At 73.9% G+C, this 22,471-nt stretch carries 25 protein-coding genes and 1 riboswitch; of the genes, 6 read left to right on the top strand and 19 right to left on the bottom strand.

The window, feature by feature from the left end; translation table 11 throughout:
• Positions 1 to 19: 19 nt before the first annotated feature.
• Positions 20 to 691, bottom strand: coding sequence for a histidine phosphatase family protein (locus tag ACH9EU_RS03795; RefSeq protein WP_396412606.1), 672 nt, complete (start codon positions 689 to 691; stop codon positions 20 to 22).
• Between the two features lie 75 nt (positions 692 to 766).
• On the opposite strand from ACH9EU_RS03795, the gene ACH9EU_RS03800 reads away from it, so the two are divergent.
• Complete coding sequence (locus ACH9EU_RS03800; protein ID WP_396412607.1) at positions 767 to 1,522, top strand: DeoR family transcriptional regulator; 756 nt, start codon at positions 767 to 769, stop codon at positions 1,520 to 1,522.
• Here ACH9EU_RS03800 and ACH9EU_RS03805 read toward each other — a convergent pair.
• The 7 genes from ACH9EU_RS03805 to ACH9EU_RS03835 all read right to left on the bottom strand — a co-directional run bounded on the left by ACH9EU_RS03805 (position 1,464) and on the right by ACH9EU_RS03835 (position 7,027).
• A complete protein-coding gene (locus ACH9EU_RS03805) occupies positions 1,464 to 2,261 on the bottom strand; it encodes an alpha/beta fold hydrolase (RefSeq protein WP_396412608.1) in 798 nt (265 codons plus the stop codon). The genes ACH9EU_RS03800 and ACH9EU_RS03805 overlap by 59 nt on opposite strands.
• An 81-nt stretch (positions 2,262 to 2,342) precedes the next feature.
• Complete coding sequence (locus ACH9EU_RS03810; protein WP_396412609.1) at positions 2,343 to 2,525, bottom strand: PspC domain-containing protein; 183 nt, start codon at positions 2,523 to 2,525, stop codon at positions 2,343 to 2,345.
• A 97-nt stretch (positions 2,526 to 2,622) separates the two neighbouring features.
• A complete protein-coding gene (locus ACH9EU_RS03815; RefSeq protein WP_396412610.1) occupies positions 2,623 to 3,108 on the bottom strand; it encodes a pyridoxamine 5'-phosphate oxidase family protein in 486 nt (161 codons plus the stop codon).
• A gap of 162 nt (positions 3,109 to 3,270) precedes the next feature.
• A complete protein-coding gene (locus ACH9EU_RS03820; protein WP_396412611.1) occupies positions 3,271 to 4,266 on the bottom strand; it encodes a bile acid:sodium symporter in 996 nt (331 codons plus the stop codon).
• 378 nt (positions 4,267 to 4,644) lie between these two features.
• The gene (locus ACH9EU_RS03825) at positions 4,645 to 5,568 is read right to left on the bottom strand and encodes an EamA family transporter (protein WP_396412680.1); all 924 of its coding nucleotides are present in this window, start codon (positions 5,566 to 5,568) and stop codon (positions 4,645 to 4,647) included.
• Positions 5,569 to 5,688: 120 nt separating this feature from the next.
• Positions 5,689 to 6,429 carry a phenylalanine--tRNA ligase beta subunit-related protein gene (locus ACH9EU_RS03830; protein WP_396412612.1) on the bottom strand — a complete coding sequence of 247 codons (741 nt, stop codon included), beginning with the start codon at positions 6,427 to 6,429 and terminating at the stop codon, positions 5,689 to 5,691.
• Positions 6,422 to 7,027: a cupin domain-containing protein gene (locus ACH9EU_RS03835; protein WP_396412613.1), complete on the bottom strand. Its 606-nt coding sequence runs from the start codon at positions 7,025 to 7,027 to the stop codon at positions 6,422 to 6,424. Before ACH9EU_RS03835 ends, ACH9EU_RS03830 begins: the two co-directional genes overlap by 8 nt.
• A 347-nt stretch (positions 7,028 to 7,374) precedes the next feature.
• Here ACH9EU_RS03835 and ACH9EU_RS03840 point away from each other — a divergent pair, with 347 nt between their 5' ends.
• Entirely contained in the window at positions 7,375 to 8,535 is a 1,161-nt protein-coding gene (locus ACH9EU_RS03840; protein ID WP_396412614.1) for an MFS transporter, read from the top strand.
• A 164-nt stretch (positions 8,536 to 8,699) separates the two neighbouring features.
• On the opposite strand, the gene moeB is transcribed toward ACH9EU_RS03840, so the two are convergent.
• From moeB to ACH9EU_RS03860, 4 genes are all read right to left on the bottom strand, one after another.
• Entirely contained in the window at positions 8,700 to 9,875 is a 1,176-nt protein-coding gene (gene moeB, locus ACH9EU_RS03845) for a molybdopterin-synthase adenylyltransferase MoeB (protein ID WP_396412615.1), read from the bottom strand.
• Positions 9,872 to 10,738 carry a thiazole synthase gene (locus ACH9EU_RS03850; protein WP_396412616.1) on the bottom strand — a complete coding sequence of 289 codons (867 nt, stop codon included), beginning with the start codon at positions 10,736 to 10,738 and terminating at the stop codon, positions 9,872 to 9,874. The genes moeB and ACH9EU_RS03850 overlap by 4 nt, the downstream gene beginning before the upstream one ends.
• Before the next feature lies 1 nt (position 10,739).
• Positions 10,740 to 10,979, bottom strand: a complete 240-nt coding sequence (gene thiS / locus ACH9EU_RS03855) for a sulfur carrier protein ThiS (RefSeq protein ID WP_396412617.1) — start codon at positions 10,977 to 10,979, stop codon at positions 10,740 to 10,742.
• Positions 10,976 to 12,310, bottom strand: a complete 1,335-nt coding sequence (locus tag ACH9EU_RS03860) for an FAD-dependent oxidoreductase (protein WP_396412618.1) — start codon at positions 12,308 to 12,310, stop codon at positions 10,976 to 10,978. The genes thiS and ACH9EU_RS03860 overlap by 4 nt, the downstream gene beginning before the upstream one ends.
• A riboswitch (TPP riboswitch) is annotated at positions 12,306 to 12,409 on the bottom strand. (Overlaps the previous gene by 5 nt.)
• A gap of 15 nt (positions 12,410 to 12,424) precedes the next feature.
• Between ACH9EU_RS03860 and thiE the strand changes: the two genes are divergently transcribed.
• Both thiE and ACH9EU_RS03870 read left to right on the top strand, forming a co-directional pair.
• Positions 12,425 to 13,144: a thiamine phosphate synthase gene (thiE, locus tag ACH9EU_RS03865; RefSeq protein WP_396412619.1), complete on the top strand. Its 720-nt coding sequence runs from the start codon at positions 12,425 to 12,427 to the stop codon at positions 13,142 to 13,144.
• 75 nt (positions 13,145 to 13,219) lie between these two features.
• On the top strand, positions 13,220 to 14,215 hold the full coding sequence (locus tag ACH9EU_RS03870) for a hypothetical protein (RefSeq protein ID WP_396412620.1): 996 nt from the start codon (positions 13,220 to 13,222) through the stop codon (positions 14,213 to 14,215).
• 39 nt (positions 14,216 to 14,254) lie between these two features.
• Here ACH9EU_RS03870 and ACH9EU_RS03875 read toward each other — a convergent pair whose 3' ends face one another.
• On the bottom strand, positions 14,255 to 14,761 hold the full coding sequence (locus ACH9EU_RS03875; protein WP_396412621.1) for a hypothetical protein: 507 nt from the start codon (positions 14,759 to 14,761) through the stop codon (positions 14,255 to 14,257).
• Between the two features lie 10 nt (positions 14,762 to 14,771).
• Here ACH9EU_RS03875 and ACH9EU_RS03880 point away from each other — a divergent pair, with 10 nt between their 5' ends.
• Both ACH9EU_RS03880 and ACH9EU_RS03885 read left to right on the top strand, forming a co-directional pair.
• Positions 14,772 to 15,365, top strand: coding sequence for a TetR family transcriptional regulator (locus ACH9EU_RS03880; protein ID WP_396412622.1), 594 nt, complete (start codon positions 14,772 to 14,774; stop codon positions 15,363 to 15,365).
• 18 nt (positions 15,366 to 15,383) lie between these two features.
• Entirely contained in the window at positions 15,384 to 16,166 is a 783-nt protein-coding gene (locus ACH9EU_RS03885; protein WP_396412623.1) for a maleylpyruvate isomerase family mycothiol-dependent enzyme, read from the top strand.
• 15 nt (positions 16,167 to 16,181) lie between these two features.
• On the opposite strand, the gene ACH9EU_RS03890 is transcribed toward ACH9EU_RS03885, so the two are convergent.
• The 6 genes from ACH9EU_RS03890 to ACH9EU_RS03915 form a co-directional block, all read right to left on the bottom strand.
• A complete protein-coding gene (locus tag ACH9EU_RS03890) occupies positions 16,182 to 16,625 on the bottom strand; it encodes a type II toxin-antitoxin system Phd/YefM family antitoxin (protein WP_396412624.1) in 444 nt (147 codons plus the stop codon).
• Between the two features lie 128 nt (positions 16,626 to 16,753).
• On the bottom strand, positions 16,754 to 17,812 hold the full coding sequence (locus ACH9EU_RS03895; RefSeq protein ID WP_396412625.1) for a hypothetical protein: 1,059 nt from the start codon (positions 17,810 to 17,812) through the stop codon (positions 16,754 to 16,756).
• A 72-nt stretch (positions 17,813 to 17,884) separates the two neighbouring features.
• Entirely contained in the window at positions 17,885 to 18,412 is a 528-nt protein-coding gene (locus ACH9EU_RS03900) for a hypothetical protein (RefSeq protein ID WP_396412626.1), read from the bottom strand.
• 242 nt (positions 18,413 to 18,654) lie between these two features.
• On the bottom strand, positions 18,655 to 19,494 hold the full coding sequence (ppgK, locus tag ACH9EU_RS03905; protein WP_396412627.1) for a polyphosphate--glucose phosphotransferase: 840 nt from the start codon (positions 19,492 to 19,494) through the stop codon (positions 18,655 to 18,657).
• Between the two features lie 61 nt (positions 19,495 to 19,555).
• Positions 19,556 to 21,334 (bottom strand): FAD-dependent oxidoreductase, encoded by a 1,779-nt coding sequence (locus ACH9EU_RS03910; RefSeq protein ID WP_396412628.1) that lies wholly within the window; start codon positions 21,332 to 21,334, stop codon positions 19,556 to 19,558.
• Complete coding sequence (locus ACH9EU_RS03915) at positions 21,331 to 22,173, bottom strand: sugar phosphate isomerase/epimerase family protein (RefSeq protein WP_396412629.1); 843 nt, start codon at positions 22,171 to 22,173, stop codon at positions 21,331 to 21,333. The genes ACH9EU_RS03910 and ACH9EU_RS03915 overlap by 4 nt, the downstream gene beginning before the upstream one ends.
• Positions 22,174 to 22,471: the final 298 nt, after the last annotated feature.

Genomic DNA, 22,471 nt, shown 5'->3' on the forward strand with positions numbered 1-22,471 from the left:
GCCCGCCGGCACTCCTGGCTCAGAAGATCGACGTCCCGGCCGGCCCGGCGGGCTCGTGGACGCCGACACCGCTGACGGGCTCGCCCATCCAGCTGCGGCAGGTCCAGGGCCGCGCCGGGTCGGCGGACTCCTCGAGCACCACCACTCCGGTGTTCTCGAGCGGTCGCCGCTCGAGGTCGGCGGCCGCGAGGTTGTCCGTGCGCCGGCTGGTCCAGCACCGGATGGCCGTGCCGTGGCTGACGAGCGCGACCGTCCCCAGGCCCGCGCTCCGGGCGGCCCGCACGGCCTCCTCGACGACGGCGTCGTAGCGCGCGAAGAAGTCGTGGCCGAGCTCCCCGCCGGGCATCCGCCGGTCGAGGTCACCGTGGGCCCACGACAGGACGACGTCGTAGTAGGCGGTGACGTGCTCGGGGTCCCCGGAGAGCTCCCAGTGGCTGGCCTGGATCTCGTGGAGGCCGTGCCGCTCCACCGGGGTCAGGCCGTGCGCCCGGGCCAGGGGCGCGGCGGTCTGGTGGGTGCGGACCATGCTCGAGACCCAGACGGATCCGATGTCCTCGTGGCGCAACCCCTCGGGCAGGGCCGCGGCCTGCTGCTCGCCCAGCCGGGTGAGGGGCGGGCCGGGGATGCGGCTGTCGATCACCTGGTCGGCGTTGGACTGGATCTGGCCGTGGCGGATGAGGAGGAGGCGCATGCTCTCAGTCTACAGCTATTGATCGATCAGTCGCCGATTTGTGATCGATCGCTCATGAATGGGTACCATGGCCCTATGCGGACCCAGGAACGGAGAGAGGGCATCCTGCGCCTCCTCGAGAGCACCGACAGCGTGACCGTGGCCGAACTGGTCGAGACGCTGGGAGCCTCGGAGGCCACCGTGCGCCGGGACCTGGTGCAGCTCGACCGCGAGGGCGCCCTCCGGCGCACGCACGGTGGTGCGCGCCGCCTCTCGCTGCGGGGCGTCGCCACGCCGTTCGCCGCACGCGCCGCGGTCAACGCCGCGGGCAAGGGACGCATCGCCGCCGCGGCCGCCGCGCTGCTCGCCCCCGGCGAGAGCGTCGTGCTCGACGGGGGCACGACGTGCCTGGACCTGGCGCACCGGATCGAGGACCCGAGCCTGCGCGTGGTCCCCCTCTCCCTGCGGGCGGCCACCGTCCTGGCGGACGCCGGGATCAGGGTCACCATGTGCGGCGGGGACATCCGCCCCGACGAGCTGTCGGCCACCGGGGCCAGGGCGCTGAACGGCATCGCGACCATGCGCTTCGACACCGCGGTGGTCTCCTGCTGCGGGTTCTCCCTGTCCGACGGCGTCACTTCCTACGACGCCGAGGACGCCGCTATCAAGGCGGCCGCCATCCGGTTCTCCGGTCGCACGCTGCTGCTGTGCGACGAGACGAAGTGGGGGAGGACCGGCTTCGGGTGGGTCGCCGACGCCGGCGAGCTGACCACCGTCGTCACCGACCACGTGCTCACGCGTGACGAGGCCGACTCCGCCGCCGACCTCGGCCTGGAGGTCGTGACGGTGTAGCCGGTCCGTGCGCGGCGACGAAGGCGGCGCACACGGCGGCGACCTCCTCCGGCCGGGTGTGCGGGAGGGCGTGCGCGGCACCCGGAATCTCCAGGTAGTCGGCGTCGGGGGCGGAGCGGGCCAGGTGCCGGGCCCAGCCCCTCCGGGAGACGGGGTCGTCCTGCCCGCGCACGACCAGTCCGGGAACGGCGCACCGGCGGATGTTCTCCTCGATCCGGTCGTGGAGCAGATAGCGGGCGGTGCGCAGGAACCGGACCGGGCCCATCCGGAGATAGCCGCGGATCACCACGGCGATGGTGTCCAGGGGCTCGCGCACCGCGTCCCGGAGCAACCGCCCCGCCTGCACGAGCAGGCCACGGGCCTCCGGGTCCACGGCCGGTGCGAGCAGGACGTACGCGGAGCACAGGCCGGGATGGTCCTTGACGGTGTGCACCGCGACCTGGCATCCCATGGAGTGCCCGACGACGACGGGCGCGTCCAGCCGCAGCCGCGCGATCACCGCCGCGACGACGTCCCCGAGCTCGGCCACGGTCAGCGGCCGCCGCGGCTTCGGCGTGGCTCCGGAGCCCGGCAGGTCCAGCACGTACACGTCGTGCGGCCCCGCGATCTCCCCCGCCAGAGGCCACAGGTACCGCCCCGACACCCCGATGCCGTGCACGAGCACCACCGGTCGCGAGGCGGGCTCGAAGGTCCCGCGCAAGTCCACCGCGAGGGGCCCCACCGTGATGCGCCGCTCCACGAGGGCAGGCCGCCGCCGGCCGCCGCGGGTCGCGGGGCTCTGGCCGCGGGCTGCCCGGGGGCCGGCGCTGGACGAGGGGGGTCAGCCTTCCTTCGGGATCATGATCCACAGCGCGATGTAGACCAGCTCCCCCACGCCCACGAGGCCGAAGATGACGAACCCGACGCGGACCAGGAACTTGGGGAGGCCGAAGCGGGCCGCGAGGGCCGCGCAGACGCCGGCGATCAGCTTGCCGTTGCGGGGTCGGACCAGTGCAGTGCTCATGCCCCGAGTCTACGCCCGGGCCCCGGGACACGCCCGGGCGGGAGGGGTTCCGTCCGGGCGGACGGAACCCCTCCCGCCCGTGGCGGTGGGCGTCGTGTCAGAGGTCGACGACGCCCTTGTCGCCCTTGATGGTGTCGTCGGCGACCTTGGACTTCACGAGGTTGGCGACCTGGGTGACCTTGCCGCTGCCCGGGGTGTCCCAGTACTCGGCGGAGCGGCCCGTGATCTCGATGAGGACGTTGTCCGGGTCCTCCGGGCCGCCCTCGAGCCAGGCGCCCGTGAAGGTGTCCCACAGCTCCTTCAGCTTCGCGTTGTCGTTGAGGACGAGGGCCGTGCCGGTGAGGGAGACCCAGGCGCTCTCCCCGGCGTAGGCGACGTTGACGGAAGGACGCTGCTGGAGGTCCTGCACCTGGTCGGACGTGCGGCGGGCGATGAAGTACACGGTGCCGTCGAAGTCCACGTCCTGGGTGGCCATCGGTTTGGAGATGAGGTGCCCGTGCTCGTCCACGTGGGTGAGCATGGCGATGCGGGTGTTCTTGATGAGCTCGCGCACCTTGGCGGTGCCGTCGTTCTGGTCGGCCATGGAAGATCTCTTCTCTGTTCGACTGCTGCTCCGGGTCCGCTCGGGAACCGCGGTCATCGACTGCTGCCGATCCGCGGCGCGGACCGCCAGTCTACGAACCCCGGACGCCCCGCACGAGGCCTGACGCGCTCGTCGGCGGGAACCCGGTGGCCGCGGGCCGGGTCACCCCGGTGGCCGGCGTCCCGGCACGAGGACCGGCACGAGCCGCACGAGCACCACCATCGCCACGAGCTCCACGAGCGTCTGGGTGACGACGACGAACGGTGTCAGCGCGAGCCGCTCCGGCAGGGCGAGGGCCAGCGGGAGCACGACCAGGGAGTTGCGGGTGACCCCGGAGAACACGAGGGCCCGGGACGCGGGGACGTCGAGGCGCGTCAGGCGGGCGGCCAGCAGTCCCACGGGAACCAGGAGCACGGGGAAGATCACGTAGAGCGGGACGACGACGGCGAGCTCCGCCAGCTGCTCCCCCACCCCGCGGACCTGCGAGGCGATCACGGTGAACAGGGTGAGCGCCATGAGCGGCACCATCGTCGAGACGGTCGCGGCCGCCACGGCTCGGGCCCCCGCGGAGCGGCGGGCCGCCCTCTGCACGGTCGCGGCCGCCACCAGGGGCGCGAGGACCAGCAGCAGGAACGCCTTCACGAAGGGACGTGTTTCGACCAGCGCCACGGTCTCCGGGCCCGCGAGGACCAGGAGGTAGAGCGGCAGGAGCAGCATCTGCACGAGCAGCAGCAGCGGGGCGGCCGCCAGGAGGCGCTCGGCGGCACCGCCGGCGAGTCCGGTGAACGCGATGACGTAGTCCACGCACGGGGTCAGCAGCGCCAGCAGCACCCCCAGCAGCAGGGCGTCGTGCCCCGCCACCGCCCGGGAGAGCCCCCACACGAGCAGGGGCACGACGGCGAAGTTCACCGTCAGCACCGCGGCCAGGAAACGGAGGTCGGCGAAGGCCGCGCGCAGGGCCGTCAGCGGGACCGCCAGGAAGGTGGCGAACAGGAGCAGTCCCAGGACCGGGGTGACGGCCGGGGCGAGCGCGGGCGCGGCAGGCACCGTCCAGCCCGTGAGCACCGCGGCCGCGATGGCCATCAGGTAGAGGGCCACCTGGTGGCGCTCGGTCCACGGGACGGACGGGGCGGGGTTCACCCGACCAACGTAGGGCATGTGCCGTCGATCGCGTGCGTGGTTCCTGCGCCTCCGGCGGCCCCCGCCGCTTCAGCACGAACAGGACCTGGATGAGGATCCTGGTGGCTCCGGTGCTCGGGGGAGGAGCGCGACCAGGCCTCCCGTCGCCGGAGGCCGCCACCGAGGCGCCCGCCACGGAAGCCCCGCCCAGGACCGGAACGATGGCCACCGCGTGGCTCGGCATCGCGGCGACGGAGAACGCGGCCGTGACGGTGAGCCCGTCACCGGCCACGTCCCAGCTCTGCGCTCGGCGTTGGGCGCGCCGGCCGGGTCCGGCGACAGCGGGCAGGTCGGCGATGCGCCGGCAGCGCTCGGTGGTGACGGTGATGTGGGTGGCGCCCGGGTCGTCGTCGACGATCACCGGCGCCGAGGAGTGCTCGGCGCCGGTGCGGAAGAGGCCGACCACGTCGTCGTCGGTGTGGGAGTCCACCTGCGCCGCTGGCCGACGGGGTCGAGTGCGGTGTGGCCGGAGGCCGGTCCGGGAGTCCGTGGACGCCGGCCCCCGCGCTGTGCGGCGGCACCTGCGAGGACGACGAGCAGGATGCCGGTGATCTGGACGCTCGAGGGCCGTTGGTGGAGCACGAGCAGTCCGAGGAGCACCCCGAAGGCCGGCTCCAGGGCCATCAGGGTCCCGAACGCGGTCGGGGTCATGCGGCGCAGGGCCAGCAGCTCCAGGGCGAAGGGCAGGACGGGCAGGAGCAGGGCGAGCCCGGCCGCGGCGGCGAGCACCCCGAGGGTGATCCGCCCGGAGGCCTGCGGGATGCCGATGACCGCCGCCGTGGCCGCGGCGACGGGCACGGTCAGGGACAGCGCTCCGAGACCGGTGAAACGGTCGCCGATCCGCTGGGTGAGCAGGATGTAGACCGCCCACCCGATGGCCGCCAGTCCGGCGAAACCGACCCCGGCCGGATCGATCTCCCCGTGCCAGGGCTCGGTGAGCAGCACCACACCGACCAGCGCCAGAGCGGGCGGGGTCAGCGCCCGGGCGCTGTGGGCGCGCACGGCGGCCACGGTCAGCGGGCCGAGGAACTCGATCGCCACTGCCGTGCCCAGCGGGATGCGCTCGATCGCGGCGAGGAAGCCGACGGTCACCAGCCCGGTGGTCACGCCCAGACCCAGCAGCGCCGGCACGTCAGAGCGCCGGACATCCCGCAGCGGCGGGCGGGCCAGCACCAGGAAGACCAGCGCCCCCAGGCTCAGCCGCAGCCAGGCGGTCCCGGCCGGGCCCACGGTGGCCATCAGGCCCACGGACAGGGCCGATCCCAGCTGCACCGAGAGCATCGCCGCCACAGCCGGCCCCCAGGGGGGCACCACGGTGCGGGAGCGGGCGTGCGTGGTCACGACCTGTCCCCGCGCACGCACCGGCGACCGGGGGGCTGCCCCCAGGGGTGGGCGGGCATGTCAGTCTCCATGCTCGGGCGTCGTGCCGGCGGCGAGCAGCCGGCGGGCCACGCGCACCTCGGGGCCGAACCGGGTCAGGTGATCGGTCAGCTCATCGGCGGCGGCGTGCAGCGCCTCATCGGTCATGGGCGCCAGCGCGTCGAGGACGAACAGCGCGGTGGTGGTGTCCTCGCGCAGTCCCGTGCGCCGGCCCTGGCGCCAGTTCCAGCGCCGGCAGGTCACCCCGGCCTCGTCGCACCACACCACCTCTCCGGGATCGGGGTGCTCGATCACCGGCGCACCACCGGCCACGGTGTCGAAGGCCTCGGCACCGGTGGCGCGGACCAGCCGGGGCGCACCGCGGTAGCCAGCCAGGTCCTCCCCGCCCAGCGGGATCCGGTGCAGCACCGAGACCGCGTTGTAGAGATCGGTCAGCCGGTTCACCCGCGGCAGCCCGTTCCCCGCACGGCGCAGCAGCGCCTCCAGGCTGTTGCGGGTGCGCTGCGGCTTGGCCCCGAAGGCCCGGTAGGCCTCCCGCCACGCCGCCACGTGCGGCAGCTCCTCCACCGGCCGGTCGGCAAGTGCTTGGGCGGTGGCCGCTTCGGCCGCCTGCAGCAGCGCCTCACCGGCCGCATCACTCGGGCCCGGCACGAGCCCGTCGACGGCCAGCAGCACGGCCCGGTAGTCCGGGCGCAAGGCGAACACCTCGGCCTCGACCCAGGCCCCCTCGAGCAACCGCTCCAGCGTGCTCGGTTCAGTCATCGGAAAACTCCTGGTGGTGTCCCGAGCCCACGCCCGGTTCGAATACGGTCAGGGAAAATCGAGCCGGCTCAGTGCCCGAATTGGCGTAGGCGTGGGCGACATCGCCCGGGAAGGACACCGCATCACCGGTCTCGAGAGTGATCGTCCGGTCGGCGACCTCGACGGCGATCGTGCCCTGCTGGACCTGGAGCAGCTCCTTGGTGCCCGGGGTGTGCGACTCGCCGGCGTGCCGGTCACCCGGGCCCAGGGTCCAGTCCCACAGCTCCACCACGTCCGGGGATTCCGTGCCGGCCACCAGGATCCCCCGACCGCCGTGCTCCCCGCTCCACAAGGTGGCCCCCTCACCGTGGCGGGTGACCGTCACCGGCCTGGGCCGCGGAGCCTCCACCAGCGCCGGCAGCCCGATGCCCAGGGCCTCGCTGATCCTCAGCAAGGTCCCCACACTGGGATTGGTCGCACCCTGCTCCACGTTGACCAGCATGCGGCGGCTGACCCCGGCGGCCTCGGCCAAGCGGTCCAGCGTCCAGCGCCGGACCTGCCGTTCCTGTTTCACCCGGGCGCCGATGGCCGCCGCGAGATCCGTCGTGCTCTCATCCATAAGTGCATCATACTGCACTGTTAGTGCATTGTTCGACCTCCCCGTCCCGAAGATCCCCCGTCATGCATCTCGAGGAGGGAGGGATGGCAGGAGGGAGAGAGGTACGGAGATGACGTCGAGGCCTCCGTTCGGAACCGGTCATCCGGCACTCGGCCGACTTCACGGGCGGAACCCACAGTGGTCACGTACAGAGCTGAGGCGCGCCGGGCATAGGCTGGCGGCACCATGTCGATCATCGATGTCCGCAACAAGCACTCACGCGCAGCGCCACGAGGCCGTGCGGCGAGCGCAGCCACCGCTGACGCGTGCCGCGAGGCCGGGATCATCGTCACGGACCTCGTCCGGCCGTGAACGACTCGGTCTGGCGGGCGCCGGGGATGCCGTTGCTGCTGACGATGACGGTCCTGGGCTTCTCGGGATACGCCGCGCTGCTGCCGGTTGCGCCGTTGTGGGCGGTGCACGGCGGCGCCGACACCGCCGGCGCGGGGCTGGTGAACGGCGTGCTCATGCTCTTCACCGTGCTCACGCAGCTGTTCGTCCCCGGTGCGCTGCGCCGCTTCGGCTGGGCGCCGGTCCTCGTCACGGGCATGCTCCTGCTGGGACTGCCCGCACTGGCGCACGGGCTCAGCGATGCACTCGGGCCGACCTTGGTGCTCTCCGCGGTGCGCGGACTCGGCTTCGGCGTGCTCACCGTGACCGGCAGCGCCCTGGTCGCCGAGCTGGTCGAGCCACAGCGTCGCGGGAAGGCGATCGGTGCCTACGGACTGGCGATCGCGGGACCGCAGATCCTGTTCCTGTCGGCGGGACCCTGGATGGCCGAACAGCTCGGCTTCTGGGTCGTCTTCGCCGTGGCGGCCCTGCCTGCTGTCGCCGTCGTGCCCGCGATCGGCCTGGCCCGGATGCTGGACCACATCCCGGAGAAGGAGATGGGCGATGAGCGGGCGCCCTACCTGTGTCTCCTCCGGCCGATGGCACTGCTGACCGGCGTCACCCTGGCCGGTGGCGCTCTGATCACCTTCATGGCCCAGATGAGCAGCAGTGCCGCACTGACCGCCCTGGCATTGCTGCTCATGAGCGTGGCGGCCGCCCTCGCACGCTGGCGGATCGGCGCACTGTCCGACCGGTTCGGACCGTCCAGGTTCATCTGGCCGCTGGTGCTGCTGACCACGGCAGGCATGGCCGTGCTCGCCTGGGCGGTCGGCGATCCCCAGGCCACCGTGGCCCCGGCGCTGATGGTCGGAGCAGTGATGGTGGGCATCAGCTACGGCGGCCTGCAGAACCTCACCCTGGTCGTGACCTTCCAAGAAGTCAGACGGCAGCACTACGGCCCGGCCAGCGCGGTGTGGAACATCGGCTTCGACGTCGGAACCGGCCTCGGTGCGGTCGTGGTGGGGATGATCGCCGCGGGAACCTCGTTCAGCACCGCACTGCTGGTCGCCGGAGGGATCTCACTGCTGACACTGCCGCTCGCGCTGCGGCGACGCGTCCCCGCGGCCCGGACGACCTGACGCATCAGACACTGCTTGCTCCCCGGCGGGGGGACGCCCGGTCGACCTCCTCCGCCGGTCACCGCACTGATGCGCTCGGGATGCCACCGGGGCCGGTCCGCCGGGCAAGGGTGGACCTCGCCGAAGCGCGGCCGGTCAGGCCTGGTTGAGGACCGCGACACTCCTCAGTAGACGGGCTTGTCCGGTTCGACCTGCGCCACCCAAGCCAGGACCCCACCCTCGAGGTGCCGGACGCGCTCCTCCCGCCGGGCGAAGAACGGCCGGAGGGCCTCCAGCGCGGTGGCGGAGCGGGCGCCGGCCTTGCAGTGCAGCACGAGGTCCGCACCGCGGGCCTCCGCGGGCAGGGCGTCCGCGCCCCGGTCCAGGAGCTCCTGCAGGGGCACGGCCAGGGCGCCGGGGATGGCCACGAGCTCCCGCTCCCAGTCCTCGCGCACGTCCACCAGGGCGAAGGAGGCCTCTCCGCGCTCCCGGCGCTCCAGCAGGCGGGCCAGCTCCGGGGCGCTGAGCGTCTCCGTCGGCCCGGCCCCCGGCAGCGCGCACACGGCCTCGGGCTCGACGACGGCGGTGACGGGCGCCGCATCCGGGTCTGCGGCCAGGCGCATCTCGCGCCACGTCATCGCGAGCGCGTCGTGCAGCAGGATCCGGCCGAGGAGTGGCTCGCCCGTGCCGGTGATCAGCTTGACGGCCTCGGTGACCATGACCGACCCCACCGTGGCGGGGAGCATGCCGAAGACCCCGCCCTCGGCGCAGCTGGGGACTTCACCGTCCGGCGGCGCCTCGGGATAGAGGTCCCGGTAGGTGGGTCCGTGGCCGGCCCAGAAGACGCTGACCTGGCCCTCGAAACGCAGGATCGAGCCCCACACGCAGGGCGTGCCGGTCAGGGCCGCGGCGTCGCTGACCACGTAGCGGGTCGCGAAGTTGTCGGCGCCGTCCAGGACGAGGTCGTAGCCGCCGAGGATCTCCACGGCGTTGTCCGCGCCCAGCCGGACGGTGTGGGTGCGGACGTCCACGAGCGGGTTGAGCGCGGCGACGGCGTCGGCGGCGGACTCGGCCTTGGGCCGGCCGACGTCGGCGGTCGTGTGCACCACCTGGCGTTGGAGGTTCGAGACGGCCACGACGTCGTCGTCGACGATCCCGATGGTCCCCACCCCGGCGGCGGCCAGGTACTGCAGGGCCGGTGAGCCCAGCCCGCCGGCGCCGACGACGAGCACGCGGGCGTTCTTGAGCCGCCGCTGGCCCTCGGGGCCGATCCCGGGCAGGGTCAGGTGGCGGGCATAGCGCTCGAGCTCCTCGCGGGTCAGATCGGGGCCGGGCGCGACGAGCGGGGGCAGCGGGCTCACCGGCCCTCCCCCACGGGCGCCCAGTCCCCGCGCGGGACGTCCCGGGCGTCCGGGGCGTCCGCCGCATCGGAGCCGTCCGTGTCGATCCGCCCGGCCATGGGCGAGGACGCGAGCGCGTGGCGCCTGGCCGGGATGCGCCCGGCGCCGGCGGCGAGCCGCCCGGCGGCCACGGCGTGGCGCATCGCGGCGGCCATGGCCACGGGGTCCTGGGCGCGGGTCACGGCGCTGGCGAGCAGCACGGCGTCGCAGCCGAGCTCCATGGCCAGGGCCGCCTCGGAGGCGGTGCCGATCCCCGCGTCGAGGACCACGGGCACCGAGGCGCGGGAGGCGATGAGCTCGATGTTGTGCGGGTTGAGGATGCCCAGGCCCGTGCCGATGGGCGCGCCCAGCGGCATGACGGCGGTCGCGCCCACGTCCTCGAGCCGGCGGGCCACGGCCGGGTCGTCGGAGGTGTAGGCGAAGACCTTGAAGCCGCGGGCCACGAGCTGCTCGGTGGCGTCGAGCAGCTCCACGACGTCGGGCAGCAGCGTGTCCTCGTCGGCGATGACCTCCAGCTTGACCCAGTCGGTCTCCAGGGCCTCGCGGCCGAGCTCGGCGGTCAGCAGCGCGTCGCGGGCGGTGTAGCAGCCGGCGGTGTTGGGCAGGATCCGGATGTCGTTGCGCTCGAGCATCGCGAACAGCGAGTCCCCCTGCCCGGGGGCGTAGCGGCGCAGGGCCACGGTGGTCAGCTCGGTCCCGGAGGCGAGGAGCGCCTGCTCGAGGGTGTGCAGCGAGCTCAGCCCGCCGGTGCCCATGACGAGCCGGGAGGACAGCCGGACGCCGTCGATCTCGAGGACGTCGGGCTCAGGGTGCGGGGCGGTCATGTCAGCCTCCTTGGACGGCGGTGATGATCTCGACGGACTGGCCCTCGGCCACCGGGGTCCGGCCCCAGCGGCTGCGGGGGACGACCGCGGCGTCCACGGCCACGGCCACGCCCAGCCGGCGGCCGTCCTGCGGGGTCCCGTCGGGGCCCAGGGGGCGGCCGACGGTCTCCGCGACGAGGTCGACGACGGTCGTGCCGCCCGCCACCTGCTGCGGGCGGCCGTTGAGGGTGATCGCGGTCATGGGGTGCTCCTGTTCTGGGCTCCGGGCCCGGAAGCGACCGGCTGGGGATGCCCGGTGGGCGCCTCCGGGTCGAAGCGGTGCGGGTCGGTGGTGTCGAGGTGCCCGGCGTCGGCGGCCGGGTCGGGGCCGCCCTCCCCGAGCACGAGCTGCGCGGCCAGCCGCGCGGCGAGGGGGGTGAGCAGCACCCCGTGGCGGAAGTAGCCGGTGGAGACCACGAGACCCGGCACGGGTGCGCCGTCCGGGTCCCGCACGCGGCCGAGGTAGGGGATGTCGTCCGGGGTGCCGGGGCGGGCGCGGGCCATGACCTCCACGAGCTCGAGGTCGGCGACGCCGGGCACGAGGGCCTGGGCGTCCCGCAGCAGCCGGAACACGCCGCCGGCGCTGGGCCCGGGGAGGTCGTCCTCGCGGGAGGTCGCCCCGACGACGACGGTCCCGTCCTCGCGCGGCACCAGGTAGACCGGGATGCCGTGGACCAGGCCGCGGACGGTGCGCTCCAGGAGGTGGGGCGTGCCGGCGGGGACGCGGGTGCGGAGGATGTCCCCGTGCACAGGCCGCAGCGGCGGGCTCCAGGAGCCGGGCAGGTCCTCGAGGTCCTGCAGTCCGGTGCCCGGCGACAGCACCGTCCCGGCCGCCGAGACCATGCCCCCACCGGCCAGGCGCACGCCGGTGACGGCTCCGTCCGCATTGCGGCGCACCGCCACGGCGCGGTCGTGCACCAGCCGGGCGGGCCCGCCGTCGCGCGCCGGGGCCCCCGGTGACGCGGCGGACCCCGGCGGCCGGGGCGCGGTCAGCGCCGCCAGCAGGCCGGCGACCAGGCGGCGCGGGTCGATCTGGTGGTCGTCAGGAATCCGGAACGCGGCCGAGAGCCGGGGGCTCAGGGCCGGCTCCAGGGCGCGCGCGGCGCGCAGCGGCAGCTGCTCCACCGCCATGCCGTGCCGCCGCTGGAAGCCGGCGAGATCGGCCAGCGCCTGCCGGTCCGCGGCGTCCACGCCGCAGACCAGGGTCTCGGTGGCGCGGTGCCCCACGGAGCCGCCGGCGGCCTCCTCGAGCTCGGCCACGAACCGGGGGTACTCGGCGGCGGAGGCGAGCATGAGCGGGTAGAGCGGCTCCTGCTGGTACTGGACCTCGCTCACCGGGGCGAGCATCCCGGCGGCCGCCCGGCTGGCCCCGGACCCGGGCTCGGGGTCCACCACGACCACCGAGCGGCCGCGGCGGCGCAGCTCCCACGCGGTGGCGAGGCCGACCACCCCGGCGCCGACGACGGCGACGTCGGCCCGGACGTGCTCGGGGCCCTGGGACGGCCCGACGGGGGTGGAGTGCACGGACGTCATCGGCGATGTCCTTTCCTACGGCGGCATGACCCGCATCAGGTGTGGCGGTCGGCGCTGGGCGCCCTCTCAGCCCCCGTGGGGGCTCCCGCAGAACCGCTGATCTATCATCAGCGTGTGGCCAAGCATACCCGTGACACCTCCGTACCTCCCGAGTCGGAGCTCAGAACCACCCGTGCGGACAGGCTCTTCGGCGCCCGGCTCTACGTCTGCACGGACGCCCGCCGGGACCGCGGCGACCTCGAGGAGTTCCTCCACGCCGCCTACGCCGGCGGGACGGACATCGTCCAGCTGCGGGACAAGAGCATCGACGCCGACGAAGAGATCGCCGCCCTGCAGCTGCTGGGGCGAGTGGCCGCGGAGTACGACGGGCTGTTCGCCGTCAACGACCGCGCCGACATCGCCGCACTCGTGGGCGCGGACGTCTTCCACGTGGGCCAGCACGACCTCAGCCCGGCGCAGGCCCGGCGGCTGCTGGGCCCGGACGTGCTCATCGGGCGCTCCACCCACGACATCGGCCAGGCCCGCGCCGCGCTCGAGGACCCGGACGTCGACTACTTCTGCACGGGTCCGGTGTGGGAGACCCCCACCAAGCCCGGCCGGCCCGCCACGGGCCTGGAGTTCGTCCGGGAGGTGGCCGAGCTGACCGGCGCCCGCCTCGCCGCGGATCCGGACGCGCCCCCCGTGCCGTGGTTCGCGATCGGCGGCATCGACGAGCAGCGGGTGCCCTCGGTACTGGAGGCCGGGGCGAGGGGCGTCGTCGTCGTCCGCGCGGTCACGGACGCCCCCGAGCCGCGTCTGGCCGCCGGGCAGCTGCGCAGCCTGCTCCCCGCCTGAGCCACGCGGGCTCCACGCCTCTTCGGGGTGGTGTTTGAGACGATGGACCCACGGACGACGACGGAGAGGTGACCCATGGACCCCGAGCTCGACCCCAAGGTGCGGCACGCGGTGGAGCATCCCGCGGAGACGGCCCGTGGCCCCGAGGAACCGCAGCTGCGCGTGCGGGTGGCCGGTGAACCCGCCCGCCGCGCCCTGGGTGCGCACTGGGCGGACGCCCCCGAGGACTCGGCGCCCGACGACGACCGGCTCGCGGCGGCCGTGCTCCTCGCCACGCTGTTCGGCGACACCTTCTGGCTCGAGCGCGCCGCGAAGCTGACCAGTGACGTCCCGGGCTGCCCCTCGGCCCCGCCGAGCGGGCTGCTCGAGCTCACCCGGGTGCCGGGAGCGCGGGCGGCGATGGCCCGGGTGCTGGAGCGGCCCGTGCTGACCGGGCTCCTGGAGTGGGGCACCAACCCCGTGCCGGAACAGCCTCCGCTCACGGTGGCGCGGGCGGCCCGGGACCTCGGCATCCCCGACGACGGGCGTGTCTACCGGGTGGTGCGCCGCCGCGCCGAGCGGTTCCTGGCCCGGGAGCACGACGGCTCCGAGTCGCTCGAACAGTTCGTGACGCTGCTGACGCAGGCCGAGAAGGGCCACCGCGAGGACGGCCCGGTGCTCACCGGCGAGACCCTGCCGCCGGCGCCCCCGCCGCCGAGTGCCACACCTCCGGCCGCGGGAACGCCGGGGGCCGGGACCCCTCCCCCGGACACCTCCCCGCAGGCGCCTCCGTACACGTCCTCGCAGGGCCCGGCGCCCGGCGCTCCGCCCCCCTACGGCTCCCCGCAGGGAGCCCCCGACGCTCCGGCCTGGGGTGAGGGACCCCCGGCGTCACCCTCGGGGCCTCCCGGTCAGGAGCCCGGCCGGGGACCCGCGTGGCCCGGTGGGCAGGGACCAGCCGCCGGGCCCGGCGGCTGGCCGCCGCCCCGGCCGCCCGAGGAGGAAGAGGACGACACCGACAACCTCAAGGCCTGGGGCATCGTCTTCCTGGTCATCGTGGGCGTCATCGCCGCCCTGGTGCTCGTGCTCTGAGACACGGGGCGCCGCCGCGTCATGTGCCGTTGCGCTGCGTCAGTGGGCCGGACACCGGATGTTCCGGTTCCACGTCTCGAGCACCCCGTCGGGGTTGCCCTGCCAGATGTAGGCGTGGAGGTCGTAGTGGATCGGCATGCCCGGTGCGTGGCCGGGCATCGGGCCGTCGAACTCCTTGCCGAACATGCTCGGCTTGTCGTCGTCCGTGGTCAGGTCCTGGTCCGCGTCGACCGCGAACCACTCGACCCCCGCGAGGCGAAGCTTCCCGTTGCCGCTCGGGGCGTAGAGCAGCGCGGCCGGCACGAGCGGGTCCGTCGATTCGAAGTTCGCGAAGTCGACGTAGTGGTAGCCCATGCCGGGCTCGCACCCACCGACCGGGACGTACCCCGCCTCGAGAGCCTTGTCCACGTTGTGGTACACCGCCGTCGCACCACCGCGGCCCTGCGTGCCCGAGCACCCGTCCCCCGACGGACCCGCACCTCCCCACACCCGGAACCGGACCCGGGTGCCGTCGTCCCGGTTGCTCCAGGCTCCGGCGGGGTCCATACTCCTAATTATGTTAGGCAATCCTACTGGACATTGGAAGACCGAACGTCGTGAGCTGGTGCGCGGCAGGATCCTGGAGACCGCCTGGGCGCTGGCCCGGGAGCACGGCCTGTCCGGGTTCACGCTGCGCGAGGTCGCGCGCGAGGTCGGTATGCAGGCCCCGTCCCTGTACACCCACTTCGACTCCCGCAATGCGATCATCGACGCGATGTTCGCGCAGGCGTGGCGGGAGTGCCTCGCCGCGATGGAGACAGGTGTCCCGGAGGACCCCACCGGGGACGCGCGCGAGTGGCTCAGGACGGTGGCCCACATCTACTTCGACTTCTGCGTCAGCGACCCGACGAGGAACCAGCTCATGAACGCGCGCGCCGTACCGGACTTCGTGCCGAGCGCCGAGGCGTACGCGCCGGCCGTCGACGTCCTGGAGCGGTTCAAGGCCGCCGCGGCCGCCCACGGTGTGACCCGGGACGAGGACGTCGACCTGTGGACCGCCCTTCTCAGCGGGCTCGTGGACGCCCAGCTCGCCAACGACCCCGGTGGCGACCGGTGGGCCCGCCTGCTGGACCGGGCCGTGGACATGTACGCCGACAACCTGGACCTGTGAGCGACGAAGGAGACCGCCATGAACACGACGACAACGACCGGCACTCGCGAGACCCCCCGGCGCTCGGCCCTTGACCGCGCCGTCGCCATGCGCCTGGCCATCGAGGAGTACCGGCGGGTGGCCGACGCCGTGGAATCCCTGCAGGCCCCGGACTGGGACCGCCCCACGGACTGCCCCGACTGGACCGTGCGGGAACTCGTGGCACACGTGGCCGGCATGATGGCGATGGCCGCCTCTCCGATCGAGACGCTCCGGCAGACCCGGAAGGCCACCCGGGAGGCGTCCGCCTCCGGGATCCAGCACATCGACGCGCTCACGGCCCTGCAGGTCGCCGAGCGCGCCGACGCCGGCCCGGAGCAGCTGCGCCGCGAGATCCGTCACCAGGGCCCCCGGGCCGCCCGAGGGCGCCGCATGACCCCGGCGCTCGTCCGCTCCCGGCGGATGAACCCCGCCCAGCACGTCGGCGGTCGTGAGGAGTGGTGGACCATCGGATACCTGCTGGACACCGTCCTCACGCGGGACCCGTGGATGCACCGCATCGACCTGCAGCGCGCCACCGGCCGCGGTGTCCCGATGACGGCGGAGCACGACGGCGCGATCGTCGCCGACGTCGTCGAGGAGTGGGCGGTCCGGCACGGGCGGCCGTTCCGGCTCGTCCTGACGGGACCGGCCGGAGGAACGTGGACCCGCACCGGGGCCGCGCCGGCCCCCGAGCTGGAGCTCAGCGCCGTGGAGTTCTGCCGGACGGTCTCGGGCCGCCGTGCCGGCGAAGGGCTGCTCGCGACCGAGGTGCCGTTCTAGCGGAGCCCCCTCTGGTCACCGGCACATCAGGGTGCCACCGCCGAGGAACCGGTCGCTGAGGAGCCCGCCACCGAGGAGCCGGCGGCCGAGGAGCCGGTCACCGAGGAGCCGACGGATGAGGAGCCCGGGACGGAGGAGCCGGTCTTCGACGAGCCGATCGTCGTGGAGATCTCCCCGGTCGACGAGTCGACCCTGTAGCCCGAGCGGAACCCCAATGCGCGAGCGCCCGGCCCCGGTGGGCCGGGCGCTCTGCCGTGGTGAGGATCGGGAGCCGCAGCGGTACAGGCAGGCGGCGATGCGGGTCTCGTCCCCGGCGACGAGGTGCACCACCCGATGCTCGTCCAGGGCCTCGATCACCACCGGCTCGCGACCGGCGCGGGTGATGACGACCTCCTCCCGGTCGTTGACGACGGGGTCGAGAGTCGCAGCGTCGTGGGACCGTGACTGCGAATAGGACATGGTGGGGACGGCTTCCCCTCTCCGCGGACAGCAAATTGTCCTTCGACCCGCTGATGCGGGCGACCTCGCGGCCGGCCCCGAGGGGGCCAGGACGTCCGGGCGAACACCGCGACGGCGCTGTCCGCGGACTATTCCCGCACGGAGGCCGCGGTGGCCCGGCGGGCGCGACGTCGCCAGAGGGCGCCGACGAACAACAGCAGGGCCAGCACGATCGCCGCGGCGATCCACCACCAGGCGAAGGTCCCGGTCTCGACGGGTGCGGGCGGGCCCGTCTCGGAAAACGTCAGCTCCCCCGTGGTCTCGCGGGAAAGGAGGCCGCTGGTGAGTTCCAGGGTCCCCGTCCAGGTGCCCGCGGGGAGCTCCGGGTCCAGGACGACACGCACCTGGCTGCGGCCCTTGGGCGCGATGGTGGCCCCGCCGTCCATCGCGAACGGGCCGGCACTGACTCCGCCGGGCCCCTCGGCGAGGGAGAGCTCTCCGGTGAGGTCCACGGCCCGGCCGCCCGTGTTGGTCACCTCGGCGGTCACCACCGGATTGCCGTCGTCGTCGCGCCCGGCGGTCATCGTCCCGATGCTGAAGTCCGCTGGCGGGCCGTTGCCCCCTCCCACGGACAGGTATACGCGAACGCCCGCCCGGTGGGCCAGTGCCACCTCACCCTGCTTCTCCTCGCTGCCGCGGACCTCCGCCCAGACGGCGGCGTACTGCTCGCCCTCGGCAGCGTCCTCGGGGATGCGGATGGTCACGAGCGACTCGGCCTGCTCGTCGGGGCCGAGCTCGACCTGCCTCGGGTCGGTCGTGATCCAGGTGGACAGCTCGTTGGGCGACTCGTCGTAGGGCTGGAACGAGCCGTCGACGATCCGCGCCGCCGCGGCGTAGACCCGCACGGCCTGCGGGGACGAGGAGCGGTTCGCGACCTCGATCCGGCGCTCGACCGTTTCGCCCGGCTCCACGTGGTCCACGATGTAGGACTGGGCCCGGGGATCGTCACGGGTCTCGGTGGGGATGTCCAGCAAGCGGATGCCCACGCCCGTGGAGGAATGGGTCGGAGCGTCGTTCTGGGCGCGGGTCCCTGAGAGTGGTCCGGCCGGAGAGGGCAGCGCCGTGACGGCCAGCAACAGGGCGGCGGCGATCGCGACGAGCAGGGGCCGGAGAACGGCGGGCTGGGGCGTCATGGAGGGTGCTTTCACGAGGAGGTCCTGGGGGCGGACCGTGTGGCGCGGCGGGGCGGCCGGTGGCCGAGCCGCCCCGCCGCGCGGCGCCTACAGCACGGAGTGGGTCAGCGTGGTCCCGTAAGAACCCTCGAGAGCGCTGCCCGGAACGTGCAGTGTCACGGTGGCGTCCCACGTGGCGGTGTTGTTGCCCAGCACCGACACGGGCTGCTGGACGTTCGCGGGGGTGGTGGGCACGGGGTCCACGGTCGTGGGCACTCCGGCGACGCCGATGCCGCTGGTGAACGTGGCCAGGCCCGGGGCGTATCCCAGGGCGAATCCGTCGACCGACTGGGCCCCGTCAGCGGTGAAGCCGCTGATGTTGACGCTGGCGACCCAGGGAGTGGTTCCGGCCCGGAGGTCGGTCACGGTGACGCCGCTGACGCCGAGAGTCGGAGACTGGCCCGGCGTCACCTCGCCGAAGGCCAGACTGTTGGTCTCGGGCACAGCGATTTCGAGCCCGTAACCACTGACGTTGGCACTGACAGGGGTGTCATCGGCCGTCGCGGGGATCACCGTGGAGCCGACGAGAACGGCTGCCCCGGCGAAGCCCAGGGCGATGCGAGAGAAGTGACGCATGGGGGAAATCCTTCGGATCTGATGAGGCGGAGCAACGGATCCACCGCGCTGGGAGTACTCGAGAGCTGGGGGCTGCCCAGAGAGGCGGCGGGGTTCGTGGCCGGTTCCGGTGGAACACGCCCTATTATTCCTGATGAGTTCGCATATATATAGCGGTTTCGTGTCCCCACATCTGCGCAGCGTGTCTCCGCTTCGGGCCCCTGGGACCGGGGATGGCGGCCTTCCGTTCGCCGGCCGGGGTGCTACCGCGCGGCCAGGCTCTCCCGGTAGGCCTGGAGCCCTGCGCCGACGATGCCGGCGGCGTTGCGCAGCCGGGCGGGCACCACCCGGGCCCGCAGCCGCAGGTGCGGCAGGAACTGCTCCTGCCGCTCGCTGATCCCCCCGCCGAGGACGACGAGGTCCGGGCTGATCAGTTTCTCCAGGTGGGACAGGTACCGCTGGACGCGGTCGGTGTAGGTGGGCCAGTCCAGGCCCTCCGCCACGCGCGCGGAGGCACCGGCCCAGCCGTCCACGTCGCGGCCTTCGAACCAGATGTGCCCCAGCTCGGTGTTGGGCATCAGCACTCCGTCGCGGAAGAGCGCCGAACCGATGCCGGTGCCCAGTGTGATGATCAGGACGGTGCCACCCACTCCACGGGCCGCACCGAACTGCACCTCGGCCAGACCGGCCGCGTCGGCGTCGTTGAGCACCGCCGCCGGACGTTCCAGCCCCTCGGCGATGAGCCTGCGGGCATCGGCGCCGATCCAGGAGTCGTCGAGGTGGACGGCGGAGCGCGCCACGCCGTCGTCGATGATCCCGGGGACGCCCACTCCCACCCCGGTGAGCGAGGTGCCGCCCCCGAGCTCGCTCTCCAGCTGGGTCAGCACGCCGCGCAGCGCCGCGATCACGGCCGCCGGGGTGGCGGGATGGGGGGTGCGGACCCTCCGGACCGGCCCGACGGTGGCTCCGCGGAGCGGGTCCACCACGGCGTACTTGATCGCGGTCCCGCCGATGTCCAGGCCGGCGCAGAGCGGGTCCCGTCGGCCGCCGGCGGCGGGCGGGACGTCGGGGATCGCCGCGGAGGGCAACGAGGTGCAGGTCATGGCACGGTCCTGGATCGAGGTGGGCGCTGCGCGCCCGTTCGGGGGCGACGCGCGACCGACTTTACCGGCCCGCCGGGACGGCGGCCTCGTCCTCGTAGCGCGTGACGCCCGCGGCGTCCCGCCCGGCCACGTACCCGAAGGTCAGAGCCGGGCCGAGGTTGATGCCGCCGGCCGGGTAGTGGCCGCCCATGACGTTGACGTGGTCGTTGCCGGCCACCCACAGGCCGGGGACGGGCTCGCCGTTGCGGTCGAGCACCCGGGCACGAGGGTCCGCGGCCAGCCCGGCGAACGTCCCGAAGCTGCCGGGGACGATGCGCACGGCGTAGAACGGGCCCTTCTCGAGCGGGGCGAGCGAGGGGTTGGGGCCCACGCGGGGGTCCCCGCCGTAGCGGTTGAACTCGGTCTCCCCGCGCCCGAACTCCGGGTCCTCCCCGCGACGGGCGCTCTCGTTGAACCGCCGCACCGTCTCCCGGAGCGCCACGGGGTCGATCCCGCACGCGCCGGCGAGCTCCTCGAGCGTGCGCCCCTTCTTCAGGTAGCCCGAGCGCAGGTAGGGGAACAGTGGGACGGGCAGCGGCTTGGCCATGCCCAGCGGGTACCGGCGCACGAAGCGGGAGTCGGCGATCTGCCAGGCCTGCACGGGCTCGCCCTCCGGGACGGCCCGGATCAGGGCCGCCACGTAGTCGTAGTAGCCGTTGGCCTCGTTGACGAAGCGCCGGCCGTCCGCGAGCACCCCGATGCTGCCGGGCTTGGCGCGGTCCATGATGTGCGGGAACGTGCCGATCCGGCCGCTGCGGTAGGGCACCAGCGAGACCGGGCACCAGGCCGCGGGGGACGCGACGTCGGTGCGGAAGTCCGCCCCGGCCTGCTCGCCCAGCCGGATGCCGTCCCCGTCCGCCTCCTGCGGCGCCAGGGTCCAGTGCTCGCGGCCGGTGGGCGTTCGGGGGAACAGGCGGCGGCGCCGCTCCACGTCCTGCGGGAAGCCACCCGCGGCCAGCACCACGCCGCGGCGGGCCCGAACGGTGTGCTCTCCGTCGGGGCCCTCGACGACGGCGCCCGTGACGCGCCCGGTCCCGTCGGTCAGCAGCCGCCGGGCGGGGGTGGACACGCGGATCCGCACGCCGAGCTCGTCGGCGGACGTCAGCAGCCGCCCGGTCAGCGCGGTCCCGTTGACCAGCTGCGTGTTCCGGCGGTGCACGAGCAGGTCCACCAGGTGCAGGCCGAAGCGCCAGGTGGCGTGGAAGAGGCCGCGCGGATCCCCCCGGGAGGCGGAGAGGAACTTGGCGAGGTCCGGCCCGGCCATGACCCCCATGCCGAGGAAGGACGTCTCGTAGAGCTGGTGGCGCATCAGTGCCCGGATCCCGGGGCGGATGCGGCGGGCGTTGAGCGGCCGGGGCCCGACGGAGCGGTGGCCGGTGCCCGCGCCCGGCACCTTGCCGTAGATGTCCTTGATCTTCGCCCCCGGGACGAACTGCAGGGAGGTCTTCCCGTGGAAGAAGCCGACCATGTGCGGGACGGCCTCCAGGAAGGCCTCGACCTTGTCCTCCCGGTAGTTCTCCCCGAGGCAGTGGCGCAGGTAGGTGCGGAACGTCTCGCGGTCCTCGTCCACGCCGTCGGTCTTCGCGAGGGGGTTGCCGGGGGTCCACGCCCAGCCCCCGGACCAGGACGTGGCCCCGCCGCACACGGGGGCCTTCTCGACGACGAGCACCTGCAGCCCGTGGTGGGCCGCGGTGACGGCGGCCGAGAGCCCGCCGGCTCCGGAGCCCACGACCAGCAGGTCGCACTCCGCCGGGACCGTGCCGTGGCCGTCGTCGTCCGGGGTCTTGTGGTGGGGGTTCATGCTGTTCCCCTCAGGTCCTCGGCGCGGGCCAGCACGGCCTGCGCCGCGTCGTGGAGGCGGCGGGCCCAGCCCTGCTCGCCGAGCTCGGCCAGGTGCCGCTCCGAGGGGGTCTCCACGCTCAGCGGCACGTCCGGGCCGAACGCGGCGACGAGCGCCGGCAGGTCGAACTCCCCCTCGCCGGGGATGCCGCGCTCGGCGCGGGACTCGTGCACGAGGTCCTGTCTGGTGGCGGGGCGCTGGGCCGGGCCGTCGCACAGCTGGAGCATCTCGACGACGTCGGCGTGCTCGCGCAGCTGCTCGGGCGTCCCGCCGGAGCGGCGGAAGTGCAGGGCGTCCAGCACGATCCGGCACCCGGCCCGCCGGGCGAGCTCGGCGGCGGCGGGCACGGAGCGGACCGCCTGGTAGGAGATCGGCTCGAGGGTCGGGACGATGCCGAAGCCGCGGCCGTCCTCGGTCATCCGGGCGAGGGTGTCGGTGGCGCGGGCGGTGTCCTCGTCGGCGCAGGCCACCGTCAGGGAGCCGGCGCCCAGGGCGTGTCCGGCCTCCATCATCGCCAGCCACGCCTCGCGCTGATCGGTCCCGTCGAGGAGCAGGAACTCGATGTCGCGCACGGCGACCCCCGTGTCCCGCATCCGGGCCAGGGCGTCCCGGAGCATGGGCGAGCCCGGGGAGAGGTCGTAGGGGCGCTCGGCCGGGGTCACCGGCCGCACGCGCGCCCCGATGAAGTCGAACCCGGCCTCGGCGGCGACGAGCACCAGGTCCGGTGGGGCGGTGCCCACGAGGGAGAGCTGGGCGAGGCCCAGCGGGGGCCGGCCGGCGGGTGCTGGCGGGGATGTCATCGTCCTGCTCCGATCCCCGGCGTCGTGGGACGCCGGTCGTCCGTGGTGGTTCCGGTCTCCTGGCCGTCTCCGGGTTCCGGGCCGCTGCCGGGAGCCGGATCGCTGCCGGGAGCCGAGCGGGTCCCTGGTGCGTCCGGCCCGTGATCGCCCCCCGGGGGCGATCACGGGCCGCGGGAACGCGGTCCACGCCGCCGGATGCCGGCGGAACGGGGAACACTCGGCAACTCTTCCACCGGGACTGTGCCGCGTCCAACATAGAATCGGTCAATCACTTTGTGTCCAGGGCACACAATTCCAA

Origin of the sequence: Kocuria rhizosphaerae (assembly GCF_044462265.1) — a bacterium.
Lineage (GTDB): Bacteria > Actinomycetota > Actinomycetes > Actinomycetales > Micrococcaceae > Kocuria > Kocuria rhizosphaerae.

Bases quoted from the DNA above. Each gene is read 5' to 3' on its own strand.
- ACH9EU_RS03795 (WP_396412606.1), bottom strand. From the start codon at position 691: ATGCGCCTCCTCCTCATCCGCCACGGCCAGATCCAGTCCAACGCCGAC.
- ACH9EU_RS03800 (WP_396412607.1), top strand. From the start codon at position 767: ATGCGGACCCAGGAACGGAGAGAGGGCATCCTGCGCCTCCTCGAGAGC.
- ACH9EU_RS03810 (WP_396412609.1), bottom strand. From the start codon at position 2,525: ATGAGCACTGCACTGGTCCGACCCCGCAACGGCAAGCTGATCGCCGGC.
- ACH9EU_RS03815 (WP_396412610.1), bottom strand. From the start codon at position 3,108: ATGGCCGACCAGAACGACGGCACCGCCAAGGTGCGCGAGCTCATCAAG.
- ACH9EU_RS03820 (WP_396412611.1), bottom strand. From the start codon at position 4,266: ATGCCCTACGTTGGTCGGGTGAACCCCGCCCCGTCCGTCCCGTGGACC.
- ACH9EU_RS03825 (WP_396412680.1), bottom strand. From the start codon at position 5,568: ATGCTCTCGGTGCAGCTGGGATCGGCCCTGTCCGTGGGCCTGATGGCC.
- ACH9EU_RS03830 (WP_396412612.1), bottom strand. From the start codon at position 6,429: ATGACTGAACCGAGCACGCTGGAGCGGTTGCTCGAGGGGGCCTGGGTC.
- ACH9EU_RS03835 (WP_396412613.1), bottom strand. From the start codon at position 7,027: ATGGATGAGAGCACGACGGATCTCGCGGCGGCCATCGGCGCCCGGGTG.
- ACH9EU_RS03850 (WP_396412616.1), bottom strand. From the start codon at position 10,738: ATGACCGCCCCGCACCCTGAGCCCGACGTCCTCGAGATCGACGGCGTC.
- thiS (WP_396412617.1), bottom strand. From the start codon at position 10,979: ATGACCGCGATCACCCTCAACGGCCGCCCGCAGCAGGTGGCGGGCGGC.
- ACH9EU_RS03860 (WP_396412618.1), bottom strand. From the start codon at position 12,310: ATGACGTCCGTGCACTCCACCCCCGTCGGGCCGTCCCAGGGCCCCGAG.
- ACH9EU_RS03870 (WP_396412620.1), top strand. From the start codon at position 13,220: ATGGACCCCGAGCTCGACCCCAAGGTGCGGCACGCGGTGGAGCATCCC.
- ACH9EU_RS03875 (WP_396412621.1), bottom strand. From the start codon at position 14,761: ATGGACCCCGCCGGAGCCTGGAGCAACCGGGACGACGGCACCCGGGTC.
- ACH9EU_RS03880 (WP_396412622.1), top strand. From the start codon at position 14,772: ATGTTAGGCAATCCTACTGGACATTGGAAGACCGAACGTCGTGAGCTG.
- ACH9EU_RS03885 (WP_396412623.1), top strand. From the start codon at position 15,384: ATGAACACGACGACAACGACCGGCACTCGCGAGACCCCCCGGCGCTCG.
- ACH9EU_RS03890 (WP_396412624.1), bottom strand. From the start codon at position 16,625: ATGTCCTATTCGCAGTCACGGTCCCACGACGCTGCGACTCTCGACCCC.
- ACH9EU_RS03900 (WP_396412626.1), bottom strand. From the start codon at position 18,412: ATGCGTCACTTCTCTCGCATCGCCCTGGGCTTCGCCGGGGCAGCCGTT.
- ppgK (WP_396412627.1), bottom strand. From the start codon at position 19,494: ATGACCTGCACCTCGTTGCCCTCCGCGGCGATCCCCGACGTCCCGCCC.
- ACH9EU_RS03910 (WP_396412628.1), bottom strand. From the start codon at position 21,334: ATGAACCCCCACCACAAGACCCCGGACGACGACGGCCACGGCACGGTC.
- ACH9EU_RS03915 (WP_396412629.1), bottom strand. From the start codon at position 22,173: ATGACATCCCCGCCAGCACCCGCCGGCCGGCCCCCGCTGGGCCTCGCC.